At 46.2% G+C, this 19,604-nt stretch carries 11 protein-coding genes; 7 read left to right on the forward strand and 4 right to left on the reverse strand.

The features are described from left to right. Nucleotides 1-12 precede the first annotated feature (12 nt). The 4 genes from QUA50_RS12690 (at nucleotide 13) to QUA50_RS12705 (ending at nucleotide 8,046) form a co-directional block, all read left to right on the forward strand. The gene (locus QUA50_RS12690; RefSeq protein ID WP_333261100.1) at nucleotides 13-1,287 is read left to right on the forward strand and encodes a bifunctional oligoribonuclease/PAP phosphatase NrnA; all 1,275 of its coding nucleotides are present in this window, start codon (nucleotides 13-15) and stop codon (nucleotides 1,285-1,287) included. A 1,173-nt stretch (nucleotides 1,288-2,460) separates the two neighbouring features. Next, nucleotides 2,461-6,102, forward strand: a complete 3,642-nt coding sequence (locus QUA50_RS12695) for a diguanylate cyclase domain-containing protein (protein ID WP_333261103.1) — start codon at nucleotides 2,461-2,463, stop codon at nucleotides 6,100-6,102. A 70-nt stretch (nucleotides 6,103-6,172) separates the two neighbouring features. Further along, nucleotides 6,173-6,667 carry a phosphohistidine phosphatase SixA gene (sixA, locus tag QUA50_RS12700; RefSeq protein ID WP_333261105.1) on the forward strand — a complete coding sequence of 165 codons (495 nt, stop codon included), beginning with the start codon at nucleotides 6,173-6,175 and terminating at the stop codon, nucleotides 6,665-6,667. A 233-nt stretch (nucleotides 6,668-6,900) separates the two neighbouring features. After that, a complete protein-coding gene (locus tag QUA50_RS12705; RefSeq protein ID WP_333261108.1) occupies nucleotides 6,901-8,046 on the forward strand; it encodes a citrate synthase in 1,146 nt (381 codons plus the stop codon). Between the two features lie 438 nt (nucleotides 8,047-8,484). Here QUA50_RS12705 and QUA50_RS12710 read toward each other — a convergent pair whose 3' ends face one another. Continuing rightward, on the reverse strand, nucleotides 8,485-8,979 hold the full coding sequence (locus QUA50_RS12710; RefSeq protein ID WP_333261111.1) for a hypothetical protein: 495 nt from the start codon (nucleotides 8,977-8,979) through the stop codon (nucleotides 8,485-8,487). 292 nt (nucleotides 8,980-9,271) lie between these two features. Here QUA50_RS12710 and QUA50_RS12715 point away from each other — a divergent pair, with 292 nt between their 5' ends. Together QUA50_RS12715 and QUA50_RS12720 are read left to right on the forward strand one after the other, a co-directional pair. Beyond that, on the forward strand, nucleotides 9,272-9,775 hold the full coding sequence (locus tag QUA50_RS12715; RefSeq protein ID WP_333261113.1) for a hypothetical protein: 504 nt from the start codon (nucleotides 9,272-9,274) through the stop codon (nucleotides 9,773-9,775). A gap of 105 nt (nucleotides 9,776-9,880) precedes the next feature. Beyond that, on the forward strand, nucleotides 9,881-10,378 hold the full coding sequence (locus tag QUA50_RS12720; RefSeq protein WP_333261116.1) for a tetratricopeptide repeat protein: 498 nt from the start codon (nucleotides 9,881-9,883) through the stop codon (nucleotides 10,376-10,378). Nucleotides 10,379-10,688: 310 nt separating this feature from the next. On the opposite strand, the gene argZ is transcribed toward QUA50_RS12720, so the two are convergent. From argZ to QUA50_RS12735, 3 genes are all read right to left on the reverse strand, one after another. Continuing rightward, nucleotides 10,689-12,803, reverse strand: a complete 2,115-nt coding sequence (gene argZ / locus QUA50_RS12725; RefSeq protein WP_333261118.1) for a bifunctional arginine dihydrolase/ornithine cyclodeaminase — start codon at nucleotides 12,801-12,803, stop codon at nucleotides 10,689-10,691. A gap of 477 nt (nucleotides 12,804-13,280) precedes the next feature. Beyond that, nucleotides 13,281-16,433: a PAS domain-containing protein gene (locus QUA50_RS12730; protein ID WP_333261121.1), complete on the reverse strand. Its 3,153-nt coding sequence runs from the start codon at nucleotides 16,431-16,433 to the stop codon at nucleotides 13,281-13,283. A gap of 580 nt (nucleotides 16,434-17,013) precedes the next feature. Continuing rightward, nucleotides 17,014-17,952 (reverse strand): glycosyltransferase, encoded by a 939-nt coding sequence (locus QUA50_RS12735; RefSeq protein ID WP_333261124.1) that lies wholly within the window; start codon nucleotides 17,950-17,952, stop codon nucleotides 17,014-17,016. A gap of 308 nt (nucleotides 17,953-18,260) precedes the next feature. On the opposite strand from QUA50_RS12735, the gene QUA50_RS12740 reads away from it, so the two are divergent. Beyond that, a complete protein-coding gene (locus QUA50_RS12740) occupies nucleotides 18,261-19,469 on the forward strand; it encodes an argininosuccinate synthase (RefSeq protein ID WP_333054600.1) in 1,209 nt (402 codons plus the stop codon). The last annotated feature ends 135 nt before the right edge of the window (nucleotides 19,470-19,604 follow it).

A 19,604-nucleotide genomic window follows, 5' to 3' on the forward strand; every position in this document is an offset into this window, starting at 1 on the left:
TAATTTTCAACGATGAAAGACCATTCCCCTAACAATTCCGATGAAACATCCGGCAACCGCGAAGGTGAACTTGAGGCCAGCAGCGAGGTTGTAGCCGAAGTTAGTGCGCCTGGGAAACGGCGCAGCAAAGCCGAAGTTGCTTCCGAAGAGAATCGCGGCCGTCTCCGCGAGGAATTGCACGATCGCAAAGTCGAGCAATTGCGCCAAATGTTCGATCGGCACAAAGGCACTCGCCAGTTAATCTTACTGCAAGATTTTCCAGATCCCGACGCACTTTCGAGCGCTTGGACTTACAAATTAATCGCCGAACAATACGATATCCTATGCGAGATTATCTACGCCGGCGCCCTCAGCCACCAAGAAAATATTGCCTTAGTTAAATTGACAGGGTTGCCGTTGCAGCGGTGGACGCTGGAAACAGTAAAAACTAAAGATTTGTCGGTGTTTCAGGGCTGCGCTTTCATCGACAATCAAGGCACGACTTGTAACTTAACCCAGTATATTTTAGCCGCTGGAGTTCCGATCGCCGCCGTCATCGACCATCACAATTTGCAGGGGGAAATGAACGCAGAATTTATCGATTTGCGCCCTCAAATCCGCGCTACAGCCACCATTTTTGCCGAGTATTTACAGTCAGGACTCCTAACTCTCGACGCCAGCGTCAGTCTGCACATCAAGTGCGCTACAGCTTTGATGCACGGTTTGCGATCGGATACGATCGCCCTCAGACAAGCTCAGGAAGAGGACTTTCTAGCGGCAGCTTATTTGAGCCGGTTTTACGACCCGCAGTTGCTGAATGCCGTGTTACAGTCATCTCGTTCTAAGTGGGTGATGGACGCGATCGAGCGATCGCTCAAACACCGCACCGTCCAGAACAATTTTTCGATCGCCGGCATCGGCTACCTCCGCTATGACGATCGAGATTCTATTCCCCAAGCGGCGGACTTTTTAGTAACAGAAGAGAACGTACATACAGCAGTTGTCTACGCAATTGTTCACGACAAAGACGAAGAAATTGAAGTAGTAATTGGCTCGCTGCGAACTAATAAACTTACTCTCGACCCCGACGAATTCATTAAAGAAGCCTTCGGTCAAGATGCTCAAGGACGCTTTTTTGGTGGCGGCAGAAGTCAAGCTGGAGGTTTTGAAATTCCCGTGGGATTTCTTTCCGGCGGGAATGAGAAGAGCGATTATGCAAGGCTAAAATGGGAAGTATTCGACGATCAGATCAAGCAAAAGTTGCTGCATTTAATTAGTCCTAAAGACAATCCTGTTTACGATCATTAATATCATGTCCGATCGATTAATCATACAGCATATTCGGTGGTTCATGAAGTATAGGGTCAGCTATATTATGTGGTGTTAGTCCGTAGTCCGTAGGGTGCGTCGCTCCTTCATATTTGATAAAGATTGCAGATTGACGGGTGTATCCGCACCGATGCTTGCGTCTCTCTTCTTGTGTGTACCACATATACATGGAATATGCTGTAATATCCCGGTCGGGGCGAGTTTTTGAGATTGGAGATTGTTGGCAGGTATTCTTGGTGAACTCGCCCCTACAAAAATCGCGGTTCATCGACCGGACACGATATCAATCGGGAGTTTCTAGGTGCGGTATTGATTCCAGCAACAACCTGGGAATGCGAGCTTTTCGACCTCCGGTTGCTACCAGGTTTGGCCGTGTTTTTTTCTCATTCCGGGCACAATCTCAACTTGACAATCAGTCATGCCCGCACTCCAACTCTCATCAACCAGGTTTTTTAACTCTTATTCAGGGTTGGAACTCCAGCCCAGTCTACCTCTGCCAAAAACAGGCTTTCCTGCCTGTCCCGTAAAAATTAAATTTTCTTGTGGGTAGTACGGGTAGGACAGGAGAATCCGCCCATAGAAAATTTATTTAAAATCGTGCAATATGTTCAATTTTAACGAAGTAAGGAGGTTGAAAAACCCGGTTGAGTTCTCCAGGACTAACAGTAATAAATTTTCTACCAATTTTCCCAAATCATACACTAAAGAAACCGGCATTTTTAACAATTATCAAGGGATACCAGGAAGTATTTCGATCGAAAAACTAGGTTGAGGGGGAAATTTAGTGTGTTCTAGTTTACTAAACTCCACAAGAATTCTGAGGTTTTAACAATTATACAGGGTGGATTTTGGAAATTTTTATTATTTATTCGCTAAATCAAGCACAATTTGTTATAGTTGGTGCAGTAGCTTGGCGATAATAGCCAAAAAACGATTGATAAGAAGCAAAATAGATACCAAACAACCTAAACTTTTGGCTAAATGACATCAAAAAAGCAATTGTAGCAGTCAGCATAAAATTGGCTAGCCACATAAATATTGGTTTTTTCCTAAGCCCAGCCAGCGATTTATACGAGTTAAAAGAAATTATTATATTTATTTGTGGCGGGTTAGAATAGTAGAAAATAGCTTAAACAAACAAGGAACACGGAGATGTCTACAAAAAAGACTTTCTCTTGGTCGTTAGAGAAAAGCATAGAAAAAGTTTCAGAAATAGCACTTAAAATCAACGAGTTCGTGGATATGGAGACAATTTTGCAATGTGCGCTACAAGAAACCAGGGTGCTGCTGCAAACAGATCGCGTGATTATTTATCGATTCCTACCGCATAGAGAGAGGGTAGTATTTGCTGAATCAGTTGGCGATCGGTGGCTGCCAATCCAGGGACAACTGATTCATGACCCTTGCCTTGAAGCTACCTGGGTAGATCGTTACAGCCAGGGGGAAACGAGTGCCATTTCTGATATTCACGCTGGTGATATTCAAGCTTGTGATGTCGAATTGCTCTCGCGCATCCAAGTTAAGGCAAATTTAGTTGCGCCAATCTTGCTAGATGGCCAACAGCAGCAATCTCCGAAGCTTTGGGGACTGTTGATTGCTCATCAATGCCGAAGTCCGCGTCAGTGGGAACCTATCGACATTGAGATCCTGCAACAGGTTGCAATGCACATCGGGTTGAGGATGCGGCACTTGGAATCTCACGGCCCGGCGATCGGGCCAAATCAACCGCCGGAACTCGAAACAGAACCAAATCAAACCGATCCAAATACAGAAAGCGCGCCCAGAGTCGATCGTCAAAATTGTCTACAACCAGAGTTTGCCTCTTCCCTGAGCGGGGAAATTGTCCACCTCAAAGCCTTTGACTTGTTGCAAAACCCGATCTGGATATTTGATATTGAGCATTGGCAAATCCGGTGGGCCAACCAAGCCTCCTTGTACCTGTGGGATGCTTCGACGCGGCAGCAACTGGCGAGCCACAACTTTAGGGATATGTTGTCAGAGTCTACTCGGATTCGCTTGCAGAGCTATCAGCAGCAGTTTGAGCAAGGCCAAACCTTGTCCGAGCAGTGGACGTTTTACCCGGCCGGTGAGCCTGTTTCTGTCGGCTGTCGGTGCTCTGGCATCAGGATTGATAGCGGGCGTTTGGCAATCCTGGTCGAGGGTACGGTCGAAACCGCTCCTCAAATCGAGCCGGAAACCCTGCGATCGATCGAGGCAATCCGACACACCACGCTGATGGTTTCGCTGTACACCCTCGAAGGTGTGCCGCTGCTGCAAAACCCGGCGGCCTTGCGCTGTTACGGAGATATGCAGCCACCTCACTCTGCGACAGATAATGCTTTTGTGAGTCGCTTTGTTGACTCTCAGGTAGCAGAGCGAGCAATGGCAGTTCTTAAGTCCGGTGAGGTATTTAGCACGGAGGCTCAAGTGATTACTCTGGCGGGAATTCGCTGGCACGGGATGGACGTGCGGTGTACCAACGACCCGGTAACAGGCAACCCGATGTTGCTCGTGAACGAAAAGGACATTACCGACCGCCAGCAGACAGAAACAGCCCTGCAAAAGAGTGAAACCCGGTTGTCAGAAGCCCAGCGCGTTGCCCGCATCGGTAGCTGGGAATTTGACGTAATTACGGGTAAAATTACCTGGTCTCCCGAACTCTTCGAGATTGTGGGACGCGACCGGGCCCTGGGCGAACCTACTTATGAAGAAAACCTGCGGCTTTACCATCCCGAAAGTGCCAAACAGCTACACCGGGTAGTTCAACGAGCGCTCACTCGCGGAGAGCCTTATCTATTGCGGCTCAGAATCGTGCGCCCGAATGGTTCTATCCGCCATACCGAAGCCCGAGGACAGGTTCAACTCAATGCAGAGGGAAAAGTCATTCGGTTGTTTGGTACATCCCAAGACATTACGGATCTTGTCAAGGCGGAAACAGAGCTTCGAGAAATGAGTACAGCTCTTGCTAATGCCGTCGAAGGCATTTCGCGGCTGGATATTTTCGGACGCTACATTACCGTTAATCAAGCCTACGCCAATATAGCGGGTTATCAACCTGAAGAAATGGTTGGTATGAATTGGCAGAAAACAGTTCATCCCGACGACTGCGACAGAATGATGGCGGCTTATCAAAAAATGCTAGCCGAGGGCCGCGTGGAGGTTGAGGCCCGTGGTATCAGGAAAGATGGTTCGATTTTTTACAAGCAATGGGTGATGTTGGCGGCCTACGACTCGCAGGAGCGAGCGAGCGGGCATCACTGCTTTATGAAGGATATCACCGATCGCAAGCAAGCAGAAGAATCATTACAGCAAGAGTTCCAGCGTCTGGCTGTGGTGATTGCCACCCAACAGGAAATCGCCATCCGCAATCCTAACCTGGATGCAGTGATGGCGGTGATTACCGATCGAACTCAAAAATCGCTCGGTGCCGATGGGGCCGTGATTGAAATGCTGGAAGGGGATGAGTTGGTGTATCGGGCAGCGAGCGGTATCGCCAGCGCCTATGTGGGATTACGGATGAAAGTAGGGACAAGTTTATCGGGAAAATGTATTGCGACCGGCAAAATCATGCTTTGCGATGATTCAGAAACCGATACACGGGTGGAGCAGTCTGCCTGTCAGCGCATTGGTATCCGGTCACTGGTGGTTGTTCCCTTGTTCTATCAGGACGATCGGATTGGCGTCTTAAAAGTTGTTTCAGCTACACCCTGTGCCTTTACAGAGTCAGATATTCATACATTACAACTGATGGCGGGGTTTTTGGCGGGTAGCCTGCATCTGGCTTCAGAGTTTGATGCTAAAAACGTTCTCCTGAGTCAATTGCAGGAGAGCGAGGAACGGTATCGTTCTGTGATTACAAGCATGACTGAAGGCGTCGTACTTCAGCTAGCAGACGGACAAATTACTACCTGTAATGCTAGTGCCGGAAGGATTCTCGGACTGACCCCCGAACAACTGATGGGGCGTACATCCGTAGATTTAGACTTGCGAACCGTTCAGGAAGATGGCTCCCCCTTCCCCTGCCAACAGGATCCGGCAATGATTACCCTACGGACGGGAAAACCCGTATCAAATGTGGTGATGGGCATTCACAAATCGGATAAAACGCTGACTTGGATTTCGATTAATTCGCAACCGCTGTTCCATCTCAATCAGTCTCAACCCTATGGGGTAGTAACAACTTTTGCTGATATTACAGAACGCAAGCAGGCTCTTGAGATGCTCAGACACCGGGCGGAACAAGAAAGATTAATTGCTACGACAGATGGGTTAACACAAGTAGCAAACCGCCGCTGTTTTGATGAGCGATTGCAGTTGGAATGGCACCGACTGATGCAGGGGAAACAACAGCTTTCGTTGATTATGTTGGATGTAGATTATTTCAAGCGATATAATGATTGCTACGGACATCAAGCTGGGGATACTTGTTTGGTGAAAGTCGCGAAAGCCTCCGCCGCCGCAGTTAAACGTTCTACCGATTTGTTTGTGCGCTATGGGGGCGAAGAATTTGCTGCTATCCTGCCGAGTACGGATGCTGCAGGGGCGATCGCGGTTGCTGAGTCGATGCGTCAGGCAATCCGAGATTTGGCAATCCCTCACGAGCAATCTGATGTCAGCCCGATCGTGACTGTGAGCACGGGAATTGCGACTGTGATTCCCACTGCGGAAACATCACCGGATGAACTTATTGCCCTCGCCGATCGAGCATTATATGATGCGAAACGACAAGGGCGCGATCGCTGCACAAGCGCAAACCAGATGACGGCGCCAGATTTCAATCCAGTTGTAGAATAGGCAAAAGGTAGGTATCTCCTAGACCGCTCCTAGAAAAACGGGATAATAAAATGCCTGGAAGTATTGATATATGGTTATTTATCTGATCCGGCACGGTATCGCCGCCGCACCCGAAGAATATGATACAGACTCTGAACGCCCGCTGACTAAAGAGGGCGATCGTAAAACCAGGAAAATTGCTCAACGGCTGTACGATCTCGAAATTCAGTTTGACTTGATTCTCACCAGTCCCCTACTGCGCGCCCAGCAAACCGCCCAAATCCTGCAAACAGTCGGTTTGAGTTCCCAAATAGAAGAATCCGCCACCCTCGCACCTTCAGGAGACATCGGGAACTGGCTGGAGTGGTACAAACAGTGGCAGGACATAGGTAGCGGCAGCTTGGCCCTGGTGGGCCACCAACCAGACTTAGGCCACTGGGCAGAAACTTTGCTTTGGGCTCGATCGCAAGATGCCCTGATTCTCAAAAAAGCCGGTATCATCGGCTTAATCCTCCCGGAGACAGGCTCCCCAGTGGGCCGCAGCCAAATGTTTTGGCTAACTGCGCCCAAGTTTTTGCTGCGCTAGAAACAGCGAACCCCCCCGACATTAACAGGAGACGCCAGCCCTCTTAAAACCGCATTCTGGGACGGCGAAACCGGGAAAAAGGGGCGACAATAGGCAGCGGTGCGATCGGGCTGTCTGTTAAAAAACCCGGTTTCCCAAGCCCAATTAAATGATTATTTGTCAAGACTGCGACACTATCTTGCTTTCTGGTAATGTACTTTTAGTAGATTGAACTCACACAAAACGGTATCGCAATGGTCGTCGGCGAATTCAAACCAGGTTTAGAAGGTGTTCCCGCCACCTTGTCCAGCATTAGCTACGTCGATGGACAAAAAGGGTTGCTGGAATATCGCGGGATTAGCATCGAGGAACTGGCACTCAAAAGTTCCTTTCTCGAAACTTCATATTTATTAATCTGGGGGGTACTTCCGACAAAGGAAGAACTAGAAGCTTTCGAGCATGAAATTCGCTATCACCGCCGGATCAAATATCGCATCCGGGACATGATGAAATGCTTTCCAGAAAGAGGACATCCAATGGACGCCCTGCAAGCTTCAGCGGCCGCCCTGGGCTTGTTCTACTCCCGCAGAGCTCTGGCTAACCCAGCATACATTCGAGAAGCTGTAGTGCGGCTGCTAGCGAAGATTCCCACAATGGTAGCAGCGTTCCAGCAAATGCGACGGGGAAACGATCCGGTGCGGCCGAGGGATGACTTGAACTACTCGGCTAACTTTCTTTATATGCTCAACGAGCAAGAACCCGATCCGCTGTTAGCTAGCATTTTTGACACTTGTCTGACTCTCCACGCTGAACATACAATTAATGCCTCTACATTTTCGGCAATGGTAACAGCTTCGACACTGACAGACCCTTACGGAGTGATTGCTTCAGCAGTTGGCACTTTGGCGGGGCCGCTGCACGGGGGAGCTAATGAAGAAGTGATTGATATGTTGCAGCAAATTGGTTCGGTAGAAAACGTGCGGGCTTTTGTGGAGAAAAGCGTTGCAAATAAGGACAAAATCATGGGTTTCGGTCACCGAGTTTACAAGGTGAAAGATCCGAGAGCAACTATTCTTCAGAGATTAGCGGAACAGTTGTTTGAGAACTTCGGCCGCGACGATTATTACGACATTGCTGTCAAGTTGGAAGAAGTGGTTGAAGAGAAATTGGGCCAGAAAGGAATTTATGCAAATGTAGATTTCTATTCTGGTTTGGTTTACCGAAAAATGGGAATTCCGCTGGACTTATTTACACCAGTTTTTGCGATCGCCCGCGTTGCCGGCTGGTTGGCCCACTGGAAGGAACAGCTAGAAGCAAACCGCATTTACCGCCCTACTCAAATATATACGGGGACTCACGGTGCTCCTTATATTGCGATCGAGGACAGACTCCCATCTTAAAGCAAAATTATTAACCCGATCTGAAAATGGCGAGAAGAATTGTTTTGCTTTCGTGAAGTGTTGAATTAAAAATTGCTTTCGCCTTCCGAGTCACGAAGCAATTTCTGTCTGCCACAAGCTGCCGTGCTGGGTTGCACCCCTCTTGTATGTTGTGGTGTTGGTTGGCGACAATAGTAAGAAGTGACGATTTTCAGGAACTCCGGTCCTCAGACTTGCGGGTCTGAGGCTTTTTATTGCAATATCAATATCAACCACGCCAGTAACGCGCTACATTGCTGGGCCTGTAATATCATGTCCGATCGATTGACCATAATATCCCGGTCGGGCGGGTTTTTGAGATTGTCAATTATTGGCCGATATTGGCAGGTTTACCCGCCCCTACCTGATTTTGGGTAATCGACCGGACATGATATAAGGGGGGCGAGGCGCACCGTACTTTTATTCCTCCGAATCTACCTGCTTAACTTCCTCCAAAGTTAGCCCCAGCAACTCTGCTATTTGCTCGTCTTTCAAGCCGAATTGGCGTAACTTACCAACCATTTCAATCTTGGCTTGATACTGGTCTCGCTGAAAGTCAGGAGTCGCAGGCTGGCTTTTATTTGGGGTAGGAGTGGGGCGATCGGAGCAAATATTGATATAACCCATAATGTTGTTATCCCCAAAACTAATATTGAGATTTCCTTTCCGTTCTAAGACCGATTTAAGATTGTGTTTATCCACGGGTTCATCAAACACATCTGATAACATTTGCAAAAGCTCGTAACCTCTATCCTTAACGTGACCTTCCGAAAGACGATAACTATCGGCAATCTCAGCATACTTTTGTCGATTCAGAGTTCCCTCGATAATTCCACGCTGTAAATCATTGAGGCGTTTACCTGTCTTATCGTAGACAACTTGATCTACAAATTCGAGTACCTCGCGAATATCCATTATCAAGGCTGTGAGAAACTTCGATTATTATATCCGACTTTAACCGCCTCGATCCGTCTTTTTCCGACTTATAACTCAAAGGTTAGAAAGATCCGTCTTTTCCCGCTTTTCAGCTTAGGGGCGATCGCTATAGTATGTGGAGGAGTGATAAAGATGAGCTTGACATAAAGCGGTAGCTGTAAGCAAAAGGCTATTCGAGAGAATTCTCAAAGCGCTGACGCTGATCGGTTCTAAGAAAAAAGCTGTAGGCTGAGCACTCAATACACTAGAAAAGCTCAAGGAACCAAGTGTTATGGCCAGACTTAAACTTCTGCGTGTGGCGACTTCCCTTTCTGCTGTCGTAATTCCGTTTTTGCCTTTGGGTTACAGCGGTGCGATCGCTCAAGAGTATCCGGGCTGTTTCTGGACAGATCCCAAAACGGGCAACCACATATCCCTTGAGCCACTATGTGAGAGAGGACGGATAGACGATGCTATAAAGGCAATAGAACGAAATCAGAACCCCTTAATTGCTAACTTAAGAGTATCGTCAGACTTAAAAAAAGGAATAGAAAATTGGGCTCTCATTGAAGGTAAAATCACGAACCGCAGCAGTAGACCCATTAAGATTGGTACCCCAAATATTCAGATCGGTAAAGGCAATACAATTCTCTACACGCATCTGGTGAGAATTAATCAAACGTTACAGCCTGGTCAATCAGTTGGTATCAACGAATCGATTCTTAAAAGTTGGTTAGGAGTAAGTTTTATGGGTGGACTGGAAGTTAAAATTGAGGATTGGGACTCTAGCGACTAAGGGGAATTAAAATCTATCCTCTTTATTTCATAAATCGCCCGACCCGAAAGGATAAAAAGCTTAAAAATGCGCTCAATATACTTACATACACCCATCAATTTAATCATGAATTTTCTATACCAAGCTATTTCCATCGTGGTAATTCCACTCACAATAGGTATAACCCCTAATGCTGCGTCTAGCCATGCTCCCGTAGTTATTATATCTCAAGCGAGTTCCACAGACTTCTATACAAGGGGTGACGACTTTTTTAATAACAAAGACTATAAAGGAGCAATTGAAGCCTACACCCAAGCTATCAAAATAAATCCTAATTTTGCTGAAGCACACCAAAGCCGATGTTTGTCACGACTTCTGATCGGGGACTATCCTGCTGCACTTGGAGACTGCAATAATGCCATCCGCATTCGACCTAATTATGCTGATGCTTACCGCATTCGGGGTACTGTTCGTCTTAACTTAAAAGATATTAGAGCAACAGTTGCCGACTGGCAAACAGCAGCCAACCTTTATAATGCTCAAGGAGATAGAGAAAGCTTTGAGTACATGATGTCTCGCCTCAAAAACGTTCAGCAAGAACTTCAGCGGATACAGCAGCGATGACTGGGAATTTTAACCTTTGAAAAAAATATAACGAGCAATGCTAGTTAGTGTTTCAAAGTTCCCGGTTACTACTTCTGATTTTGCCCTCAAGATTTATAAAAATTTCCGAAAGTGGGCCTTGCTTGCCAGTGGTGTCAACAACCAGGCTAAAACCACGTCTAAATTAGGTTTGTAGCCTAGTCTCGATCCCCCTAAATCCCCCTTAAAAAGGGGAGTAGGGGTTGACTTTGAGTGCTTCCAGTCCCCCCCTTATTAAGGGGGGCTAGGGGGGATCTCCGGGTTTCAAAACACACCCTAGGAGCTACATTATTTACACAGATTGAGCTACATGATGACGGCTGGTCAATTTATCCAATTGATTCACCAACAAACTGAGGAACAATCCCACATCCGTAACAACTCCAATAGACTCGATCGAACCCCGATCGCTCAATTTCGTCACCACCGCCGGATTAATGTCCACACACACCATCTTCACACCAGCCGGCGTCATATTTCCCACACCAATTGAGTGCAGCATAGACGACAGCATTAACACCATATCCGCACCTCGTAACAGCTCAGTATATTCTTCTTGAGCCTTAACTAAATCCATTTGCGTGTCGGGAAGTGGGCCGTCATCGCGGATCGAACCGGCAAGAGAAAACGGTATATTGTTCTTCACACACTCGTACATCACACCGTTAGTAACCAAGCCTGCTTCAACAGCTTTTGCAATACTCCCGTAACGCCGCACACTGTTAATTATTTTCAAGTGGTGCCGATGTCCGCCGCGCACAGCAATACCGCGTTTCATGTCAACCCCTAAAGAGGTTCCCATATTCGATTGTTCCATGTCGTGAACCGCGATCGCATTTCCGCCCAACAACGCTTGTACGTAACCTTCGCGAATCAAATGTGCTAAATGTTCGCCACCGCCGGTGTGGATAACAACAGGCCCCGCCGTAACTACAACTTTGCCACCGCGATCGCGAATTTGGCGCAATTCCCACGCTACTTGTTCCACCACCAATTCTACGCGGCGCTCGCTAGAAACGCTGCCCGACATAAAGCTGAATTCTTGAGAATTGCGCTGTTCCCGCGATTCTGTTTTGCGGATGGTGCGGATGCCGACCACATCAACAACGACTTTTTCTCCTACTTTTAAGTCGCGCAATAATTTGCATTTAGCCACTGGGCCATCAGCGGTTTCAGTAATAGCAACAGCACCATCCATCCGCTGATTTTGCGCTTTCACCCACTGACCATTTACCCGCACTTCCGTGGGATAAATCGTACTAACATAAAAGTCGTCCGGGCCAACGCCATCTTGCACTACCGGTTCTAAAATAGCGTCGCAAATCTCTTGTGGTGGCGGTACTGCACCCAAGTCAATCAGCATTCCCATCATTTCTTCCATCACATCGTGGGAAGGAGCCGAAACTTTAACGTCGGCAGATGATGTGCTTTGCCGCTGCTCTCCTAGATTGAAATTGAGCACTTGGAAACTGCCACCGAGATCGACAATTAAGTCTAAAGCGCGGCTGATTAAACCTGCATCGAGCAAGTGACCTTCCATGCGAATTGTGCGGCTTTCTACCATCACGTTTGCCGATCGATCTTCTTGCACCGGTTCCGTTACCCGCAGCGTCAAACACTTACAGGCGCCGCCCGCTTTCAGAAATTCGCTCATCGGCGTTTCAATTACTTGAAAACCGGCCTGAGTAATGCGCGATTTTAAGGCTTCGCTAACCTTGTTCATTACCACAACTTTGTCAATATTGACCGCATTGCAGGCAAAGTTAGCGGCATCTGCTTCTTCAATGGCAATGCGTTTTTCTGGTGGTACCCGCATTTCGATTAAGCGGTTGGAATACGAGTCAAATGCTGCTGGATAGTAGAGCAAATAGCCGCCTGTTAAAGGACAAAAACAGGTGTCTAGGTGATAGAAACGTTCGTCAACTAAACGCAGCGAAAGCACTTCAATGTTGAGCCATTTTGCTAGTAACGGGTGCGAGTCGAGCTCGGAACGGAAGCCGTATCCGGCCCACAACCAGCGTCCTTCGCGATCGAGTAAAGCATCGCCAGCGCCCTCAAACGGCAAGTCTTTCGGGAGTTCGTGCACGGTGAAACCTTTGCTTTCAAACCATGCTTTGAAATAGGGTTCTTCGCCTTGGCGTTCTTTGTGATAGAAACGGCTGAGGACGAAGGTATTGCCTAAAAGTAAGCCTGCGTTGGCGGTGAACACCATATCCGGCCAGCCTTTTTCGGGCGGTACGAGGTCTACCACGGCGTTGTCTTTGAGGACGTGGTAAAGTTTTTCCCACTGTTCGACGGCGCGATCGCGCGATGATTTGTGGACATTTCCCTCCATCCACGGATTAATCACGTAATCCACATCGTAGTGGTCGGGAGCACACATGAGGAAGCGAATTGAGTCAGTCATAATTCAGTTAAAATGTGGTAGACGCTACAGCAGACGTATGTTGACAGAGTTTGTATAATAGCAACTGTAATATTCACTACTAATTTTAGCAGCGCAACGTCTGGAGCCTCAAAAGGCTAACTCTTTATTGTATCATGTTTAATATCAGATTAGGAATGAGAATTAAATAACTTCCACAAGATTGTGGGACGGGCGGGACGCCCATCCCACAATAACAATTAAAATTGTAAGTTATTAAATTCGCGATCCTTACATTAAATGACAGACCGTTCGCAGGAAATACTGGAGAAAAGGTCAGGTTATGACGCACTCTAAAATAGGTTCTGGTAGACGATTAATATCCTGTGCGTTGAATTGCCCCTAATCTGACGGTGCAGGGGCGTTTACGCTCGTCTGTGGCTGATATTATAGATTGTTGGTGAACCCGCCCCCACCAGAATTAGGGTTAATTTACCCGACATGATATGACAGCTTCTCCTAACTTTTAACTTTCAACTTTTGCGAAATCGGCAGTTCGATCGCAAATTCTGTTCCCCGGCCAACTTCTGAATGACACTCCAACTTACCGCCGTGGGTGTCTTTAACTATTTGGTAACTAATCGATAACCCCAAACCAGTGCCGGTGCCGATCGGTTTAGTAGTAAAAAATGGGTCAAACATCCTTGACTGAACTTCGGGATGGATACCGGGCCCGCTGTCAGAAATCCGCACACACACTTGATTTTCGCTGCTGACTTCAGTAACAATGCGAATCTGGTTAACTTTGCAAGTACAGTTTGCTGATGACTCTTCCACAGCGTCGATCGCATTTACCAGCAAATTCATAAATACCTGGTTTAATTGAGCCGGATAACACTCGACTTTGGGCAGGTTCCCGTAATTTTTAATAACTTGAATCTCCCGATGTTTTGGCTGTGACTGGAATCGGTGCTGCAAAATCACCAAAGTGCTCTCTATCCCTTCATGAATGTCTATTACTTTGCGATCTGTTTCGTCGAGTCTCGAAAAGTTTCTCAAAGACAGCACTATCTGCTTGATTCGGTTAGCACCTTCTTGCATTGAAGCCATTATTTTCGGGAAATCCCCAGCAATAAAATCTACCTCGACTTCTGCCAATTCTTCCTGTATTTCGGGAACTGGTTCAGGATAGTATTGCTGGTAGAGTTCAATCATTTTTACCAAATCGCGAGCATACTGTGCTGCAGGAATAATATTGCCGTATATGAAGCTGATGGGGTTATTAATTTCGTGGGCTACTCCCGCTACCATTTGCCCGATACTTGACATTTTTTCGGCTTGAATGAGCTGAGATTGAGCTTTTTTTAAGTCGGCCAGAGTTTGTTCTAACTGTTGCGCTTTTTCTCGTTCTCGCTGTTCGCTAAATTGCAACTCTACTTCGGCTTGTTTGCGATCGCTAATATCAATATGCGTACCCGTCATCCGCAAAGGATTTCCCGAAGCGTCGTGTTCCATCACCTTCGCTTGAGCTAAAATCCACTTCCACTCGCCGGATTTTGTCAGCATCCTAAATTCCACTTCGTAAGTAGGATTTTTGCCTTCCAGGTGAGCATTGAGCGCTGCTTTAGCCGGAGACAAATCCTCTGGATGTACCAGTTGCTCCCAGGATGCAAAACTATTTTCTACCTCCTCTACTTCATATCCCAGCATCATTTTCCACCGTGGATTAAAATAGACTTCTCCCGTGGCAAGATTCCAATCCCACAAGCCCATCGCACTGCCTTCAAATGCCAGATAAAAACGTTCTTCGCTAATTTGCAAAGCTGCTTCGGCTTGTTTGCGATCGCTAATATCCATCACTGTTCCCAACAGTTTTATTACTTCCCCGGTTTCGCTAAAAACAGCTTCTCCCCTTCCTTCCACGTATATAATTTGACGGCTAGGATGCAAAAATCGGAACTCTCTTTTGTAGGCAATGCCTTGTGAGATAGTTAGGCTGACTGTTTCTTGAAATAATTCTCTGTCGTCGGGATGACACATCTTTAAAAGTTTGGCAGATGTCGGTTCAGTTGCACTTGAGTCAAGACCAAAAATGCGGAATACTTCTTCTGACCAAGTAATTTTATTGGTGACTAAATCAAATTCCCAACTGCCGATGTGGGCAATTTTCTGGGCGGCTGCTAGACTAGCTTCGCTTTGTTGAAGTTTAAGTCGCTGTTGTTTATCTTGTTCCAGAAGTGTTGCTTGAGCGATCGCAATTCCCATCTGTGCCGCCACAGCGCTCAATAATGTGATCTCCTCCTGCGTCCAGTGGCGGGGGCGATCGTACTGATGCAAGCATATCATTCCGTTGGCTTTTCCCTGGTAGGAAGTGCGGATGGATATCATCGATTTTAAGCCTATTTGACAGCACAAATCTCGGGCGTTTTCTAGCAGCGGGTCGGAAAAAACATCGTCAGAAACTACAGCTTGATCTTGGGATAATAAAAACTGAACGTGAGGATTGCCCTGTACGGGGATTTCTAAATCTAAAAGCGATTTGGATGCGGATTTTTTGTACTCAGCGACATTATTAATTCTGGGAATAGGGTGTTCTGTGTAGGTATGAACCAAGCAGCAATCAGCATTAAAAATTCTACCTATTTGGGCAGTAGCTGTTTGAAAAACTTGATCTTGATTTAAACTGTATCGAATTTCAAGAGTAATTGTTTCTATTAAAAACCTTTGTTTGATTTGCCGTTCTAAAGCAGATAAAGCTGTTTTTAGTTCTAGTTCAGCTTGTTTGCGATCGCTAATTTCAGTAGCCGTCCCCAAAATTTTCCAAGGTTTGTCGTCTGCGGTTCTGGCAAACACGGTATCCACGCTAACAAACCACCGATATTCACCATTTTTGTGCTGAATTCGGTACTCACACTCAAAGCTTTCACCGTCTTTTGCTGCCTCAATCCTGCTGAGGTGTTCTGAGAATCCTGGCAAATCGTCAGGGTGTATTAAGTTAGGAAGAAATCCTCCTGCCATTTGCTGGATTTCTTCAAAAGAATAGCCAATATCGCTATATATTTCGCGGTTGATATACAAAGTTCGCTGTTCAATCAAATCGGAAACGTACAAAAGATTAGGATGTGTTTTAATTACTGCCGACAGCCAGCGTTGGCTGTCTCGGAGTTCTGCTTCGATCCGCTTGCGTTCTTCTATTTCTGCTTGCAGCCGTGCATTTTGTGCTAAAATTTGTTTATAAAGACGGCTCAGAAGCAGTTGATTTTCGATCCGGCTCACCACTTCTTCTGTTTGAAATGGTTTACTAATGTAGTCGGCTCCTCCCACCGAAAAAGCTTTGACTTTATCAAAAACTTCATTTAAAGAGCTAATAAAAATCACAGGAATATGTTTGGTTTGCGGACAAGCTTTTAACTTTTCGCAGACTTGATACCCATCCATACCGGGCATCATGATGTCCAGCAAAATCAAGTCTGGTGGACTCGACATAGCAAAGTTAAGAGCCAATTTGCCATCTCGTGTCGGTCGCACTTTATATCCCCGCTTAGACAAAAGCTGGGATAAAAGCCGCAAGCTTTCTGGATGGTCGTCCACCATTAAAATATTTTCTTGTAAGACAGTGTTTTCAAGTCTAACTGTTTCTAGTCTTGGATTTTTATCGTCAGTTGTATTCACAGCAAACCCTCAAACTATTCAAGTTGTATATGTGGGAATATTTTTAAAGTCATTAACCGCTTGTAGCTAACACTCTCAGATAAACCAGCACAACTATTGGCTCTCTAGCACACTCTTAAATTATCTCTCATTATATCAAAAGTAACGATCTTTTGAAAATATTGGTAGCTCAAATTATCGGACTCTGGTGAGAAACCAGCCTAGATTCCTCTAATCACAGGCTAACCAAGCAATTTTGATTAAATAAAGGTAAAATTTTTATTCTTAGACTTTATACGACCATGCTTGCAGCCATTGATCGGGTGCTTTGTGTTGAGATTTTTCATTAGATATCCTCAGTAAAAAGGTTAATTTAAACAAGCCGGAACATTGGTGTCAACTTAAGACTAAAAATTATTTTTTTCTGGTTGGTATCCAAGTTGTGAGTTCCCTAAATTTCCCTTATTAAGCAGCCCTAGGGCAGTGTAGGCATAATTGTCAAACAGTTGTTACCGTTACTAATTATGAGCTTAAGTTGACACCAATGGGCCCTAAAAAACTCCTACAATATCTTATATCTTATTTGCGGGATGGGGCTGATTTATGGTATCTTTGTCTCGGCTTGCAATTCTCCGCAAGCGGCGTAAACGGCTTTCACGTTATACCAATTCAGAAAAATCCGAGCAATTTCTAAAGCTAGCTGGGGCTTGCCTTGGTCAATCAACCACTGTAAAAAAGGAGTCATCGTTCGCTCGTTCAGCATCCCACCTAATGATAAAATTCCCCACAAAATTTGGTGCAAAAAAGTCATTTGAATCATCATCCGTACTTCCCAACTTGGGTGTTTTTGATAAAACAAAACTCCCATTCTCCCGCGCTCAATTTCTCGGTTAATCATGCCTGGAATTTGCTCCAAACTAAAAGCTGGATGCCAGTGATAACCGACCGCAGCGGGACATTTAATGAGTTTTAAACCTAATTTTTTTAACCTAACTCCCAACTCTAAATCTTCCCATCCGTACAGTTGAAAGCGAGTGTCAAAAAGTCCAGCGGCCAGCAGCCAGTGGCGGGCGATCGCCACATTTCCCGTAGCAAAATAAGCCGCCGAAAAATCGGTGATTTTGTAAGGTTCTGAGGTAGGATTGTCGAAATTGCAAGTATTAATCACGCTGCCGTAAGTAAAAACAGCATCAGTATCTTTGTAACCCTGTAGCAAAGCATCTGCGTGTGCTTGCAAAAAATTCTCTGTTACTACCAAATCGCTGTCAATAAAAATAATCGTATCGCCCTTAGCATCTTCAACGCCCAAATTCCGGGCCGCCGCCGGGCCCTGGTGAGATTGACAGATCGATCGCACATGAGGCAACAAGTCAGCATTTGCTGCCAACCACTCCAGCGTCCCGTCCGTCGATCCGTCGTCCACGACAATTACTTCATACTCTGTGACAATCTCACCGAACTGCTGATTTTCCAAAGCCAGCAGACATTTTGCTAAAATCGGTTTACGATTATACGTCGGAATCACAACACTAAAAAACACGATTTTTCCCCATCGCCACAGTTACCGTATCCCACGGTAGCAGATTTTCAGCAGCAACTCCTCCGGTAAATAGCCAAGTTTATCAAAAAAAGAATATATAAATCTGTACTATTTCTGACAAGAATCGATCTCAATTAGGTGCATAATGAAAAGTCGGTTAAATATCACATCTTGCACCATTCTCCAGAACAGGCAAGATGCCTGTTCCACAAAAATGATATTTTTTTGTGGGGTGGGCATCTTGCCCGCCCTGAAAAGCTTAGTGACAAGGGTGCAAGATGTCAGTTAAATTCAGGATGTAAAGAGCAATGAGTCGCGCTAAAAAAGTTGTCCTAGCATATTCCGGCGGAGTCGATACCTCCGTCTGCATTCCTTACCTCAAAAACGAGTGGGGTGTTGAAGAAGTAATTACTCTGGCTGCGGATTTGGGACAGGGAGACGAATTAGAACCGATCCGCAAAAAAGCTTTAGCATCCGGTGCTTCGGAATCTTTAGTTATTGATGCTACGGAAGAATTTGTCAAAGACTATGCGTTTCCAGCGATTCAAGCTAACGCACTTTACGAAAACCGTTATCCCCTTTCGACTGCCTTGGCTCGCCCGCTGATTGCTAAATTGTTAGTAGAAGCAGCGGAAAAATACGGTGCAGATGCGATCGCCCACGGTTGCACAGGTAAAGGAAACGATCAGGTACGGTTCGATGTGTCGATCGGCGCGCTCAACCCCAAGATTAAAATTTTAGCACCGGCGCGGGAGTGGAAAATGAGCCGCGAAGAAACGATCGCATACGGCGAGAAATGCGGGATTCCGTCGCCAGTGAAAAAATCTTCGCCTTACAGTATCGATCGCAACTTATTGGGAATGGCAATTGAAGCCGGAATCCTCGAAGATCCTTGGGCGGAACCGCCGGAAGAGGTGTATTTGATGACAAAGGCGATCGAGCAAACTCCCGACACACCCGAATACCTTGAAATCGGTTTCGATTGCGGAAATCCTGTCAGTTTAAACGGCACAAATTTATCACCAGTCGCCTTAATTACCCAACTCAACGAAATAGTTGGAAACCACGGAGTCGGCCGGATTGACATGATTGAAAACCGCCTCGTCGGGATTAAATCGCGGGAAATTTACGAAACACCAGCGATTTTAGTTTTGATGCACGCGCACCGAGACTTAGAAAGTTTGACGCTGACAGCAGATGTAACGCGGTACAAGCGAGGCATCGAAGAAACCTACAGCCAAATGATTTATAACGGTCTTTGGTACAATCCTTTGAAAACAGCTTTAGACGCATTTATTCAGGACACGCAAAAGCGAGTAACTGGAACCGTGCGGCTCAAACTTTTCAAAGGAAATGCGACTATTGTCGGCCGCAAATCAGACAATTCTCTGTACAGTTTCGACTTAGCAACCTACGGCGCAGAGGACGAATTCGATCACAAAGCTGCCGAAGGATTTGTCTATGTTTGGGGACTACCAACCCGCATTTGGTCGGAGAAAAATAGAGGTTACAAATAGGATCGAATTAGGGTTAAAAACCTGATGTTAAGCAAATACGGCTCAGTTAAGCTCGATCCCCCCTAGCCAAGGGCGGGCACTCTTGGCACCGCCCCTACGAAGGGGGGGGACAAGAAATTACTCTTGCGTCCCCCT

It is taken from the genome of Microcoleus sp. M2_D5 (assembly GCF_036701935.1).
Taxonomy (GTDB): domain Bacteria; phylum Cyanobacteriota; class Cyanobacteriia; order Cyanobacteriales; family Microcoleaceae; genus Microcoleus.

Excerpts from the sequence above, each read along its gene's own strand:
- QUA50_RS12690 (WP_333261100.1), top strand. The coding sequence starts at position 13 with ATGAAAGACCATTCCCCTAACAATTCCGATGAAACATCCGGCAACCGC.
- QUA50_RS12715 (WP_333261113.1), top strand. The coding sequence starts at position 9,272 with ATGGCCAGACTTAAACTTCTGCGTGTGGCGACTTCCCTTTCTGCTGTC.
- QUA50_RS12740 (WP_333054600.1), top strand. The coding sequence starts at position 18,261 with ATGAGTCGCGCTAAAAAAGTTGTCCTAGCATATTCCGGCGGAGTCGAT.
- QUA50_RS12710 (WP_333261111.1), bottom strand. The coding sequence starts at position 8,979 with ATGGATATTCGCGAGGTACTCGAATTTGTAGATCAAGTTGTCTACGAT.
- argZ (WP_333261118.1), bottom strand. The coding sequence starts at position 12,803 with ATGACTGACTCAATTCGCTTCCTCATGTGTGCTCCCGACCACTACGAT.
- QUA50_RS12705 (WP_333261108.1), top strand. The coding sequence starts at position 6,901 with ATGGTCGTCGGCGAATTCAAACCAGGTTTAGAAGGTGTTCCCGCCACC.
- sixA (WP_333261105.1), top strand. The coding sequence starts at position 6,173 with ATGGTTATTTATCTGATCCGGCACGGTATCGCCGCCGCACCCGAAGAA.
- QUA50_RS12720 (WP_333261116.1), top strand. The coding sequence starts at position 9,881 with ATGAATTTTCTATACCAAGCTATTTCCATCGTGGTAATTCCACTCACA.
- QUA50_RS12695 (WP_333261103.1), top strand. The coding sequence starts at position 2,461 with ATGTCTACAAAAAAGACTTTCTCTTGGTCGTTAGAGAAAAGCATAGAA.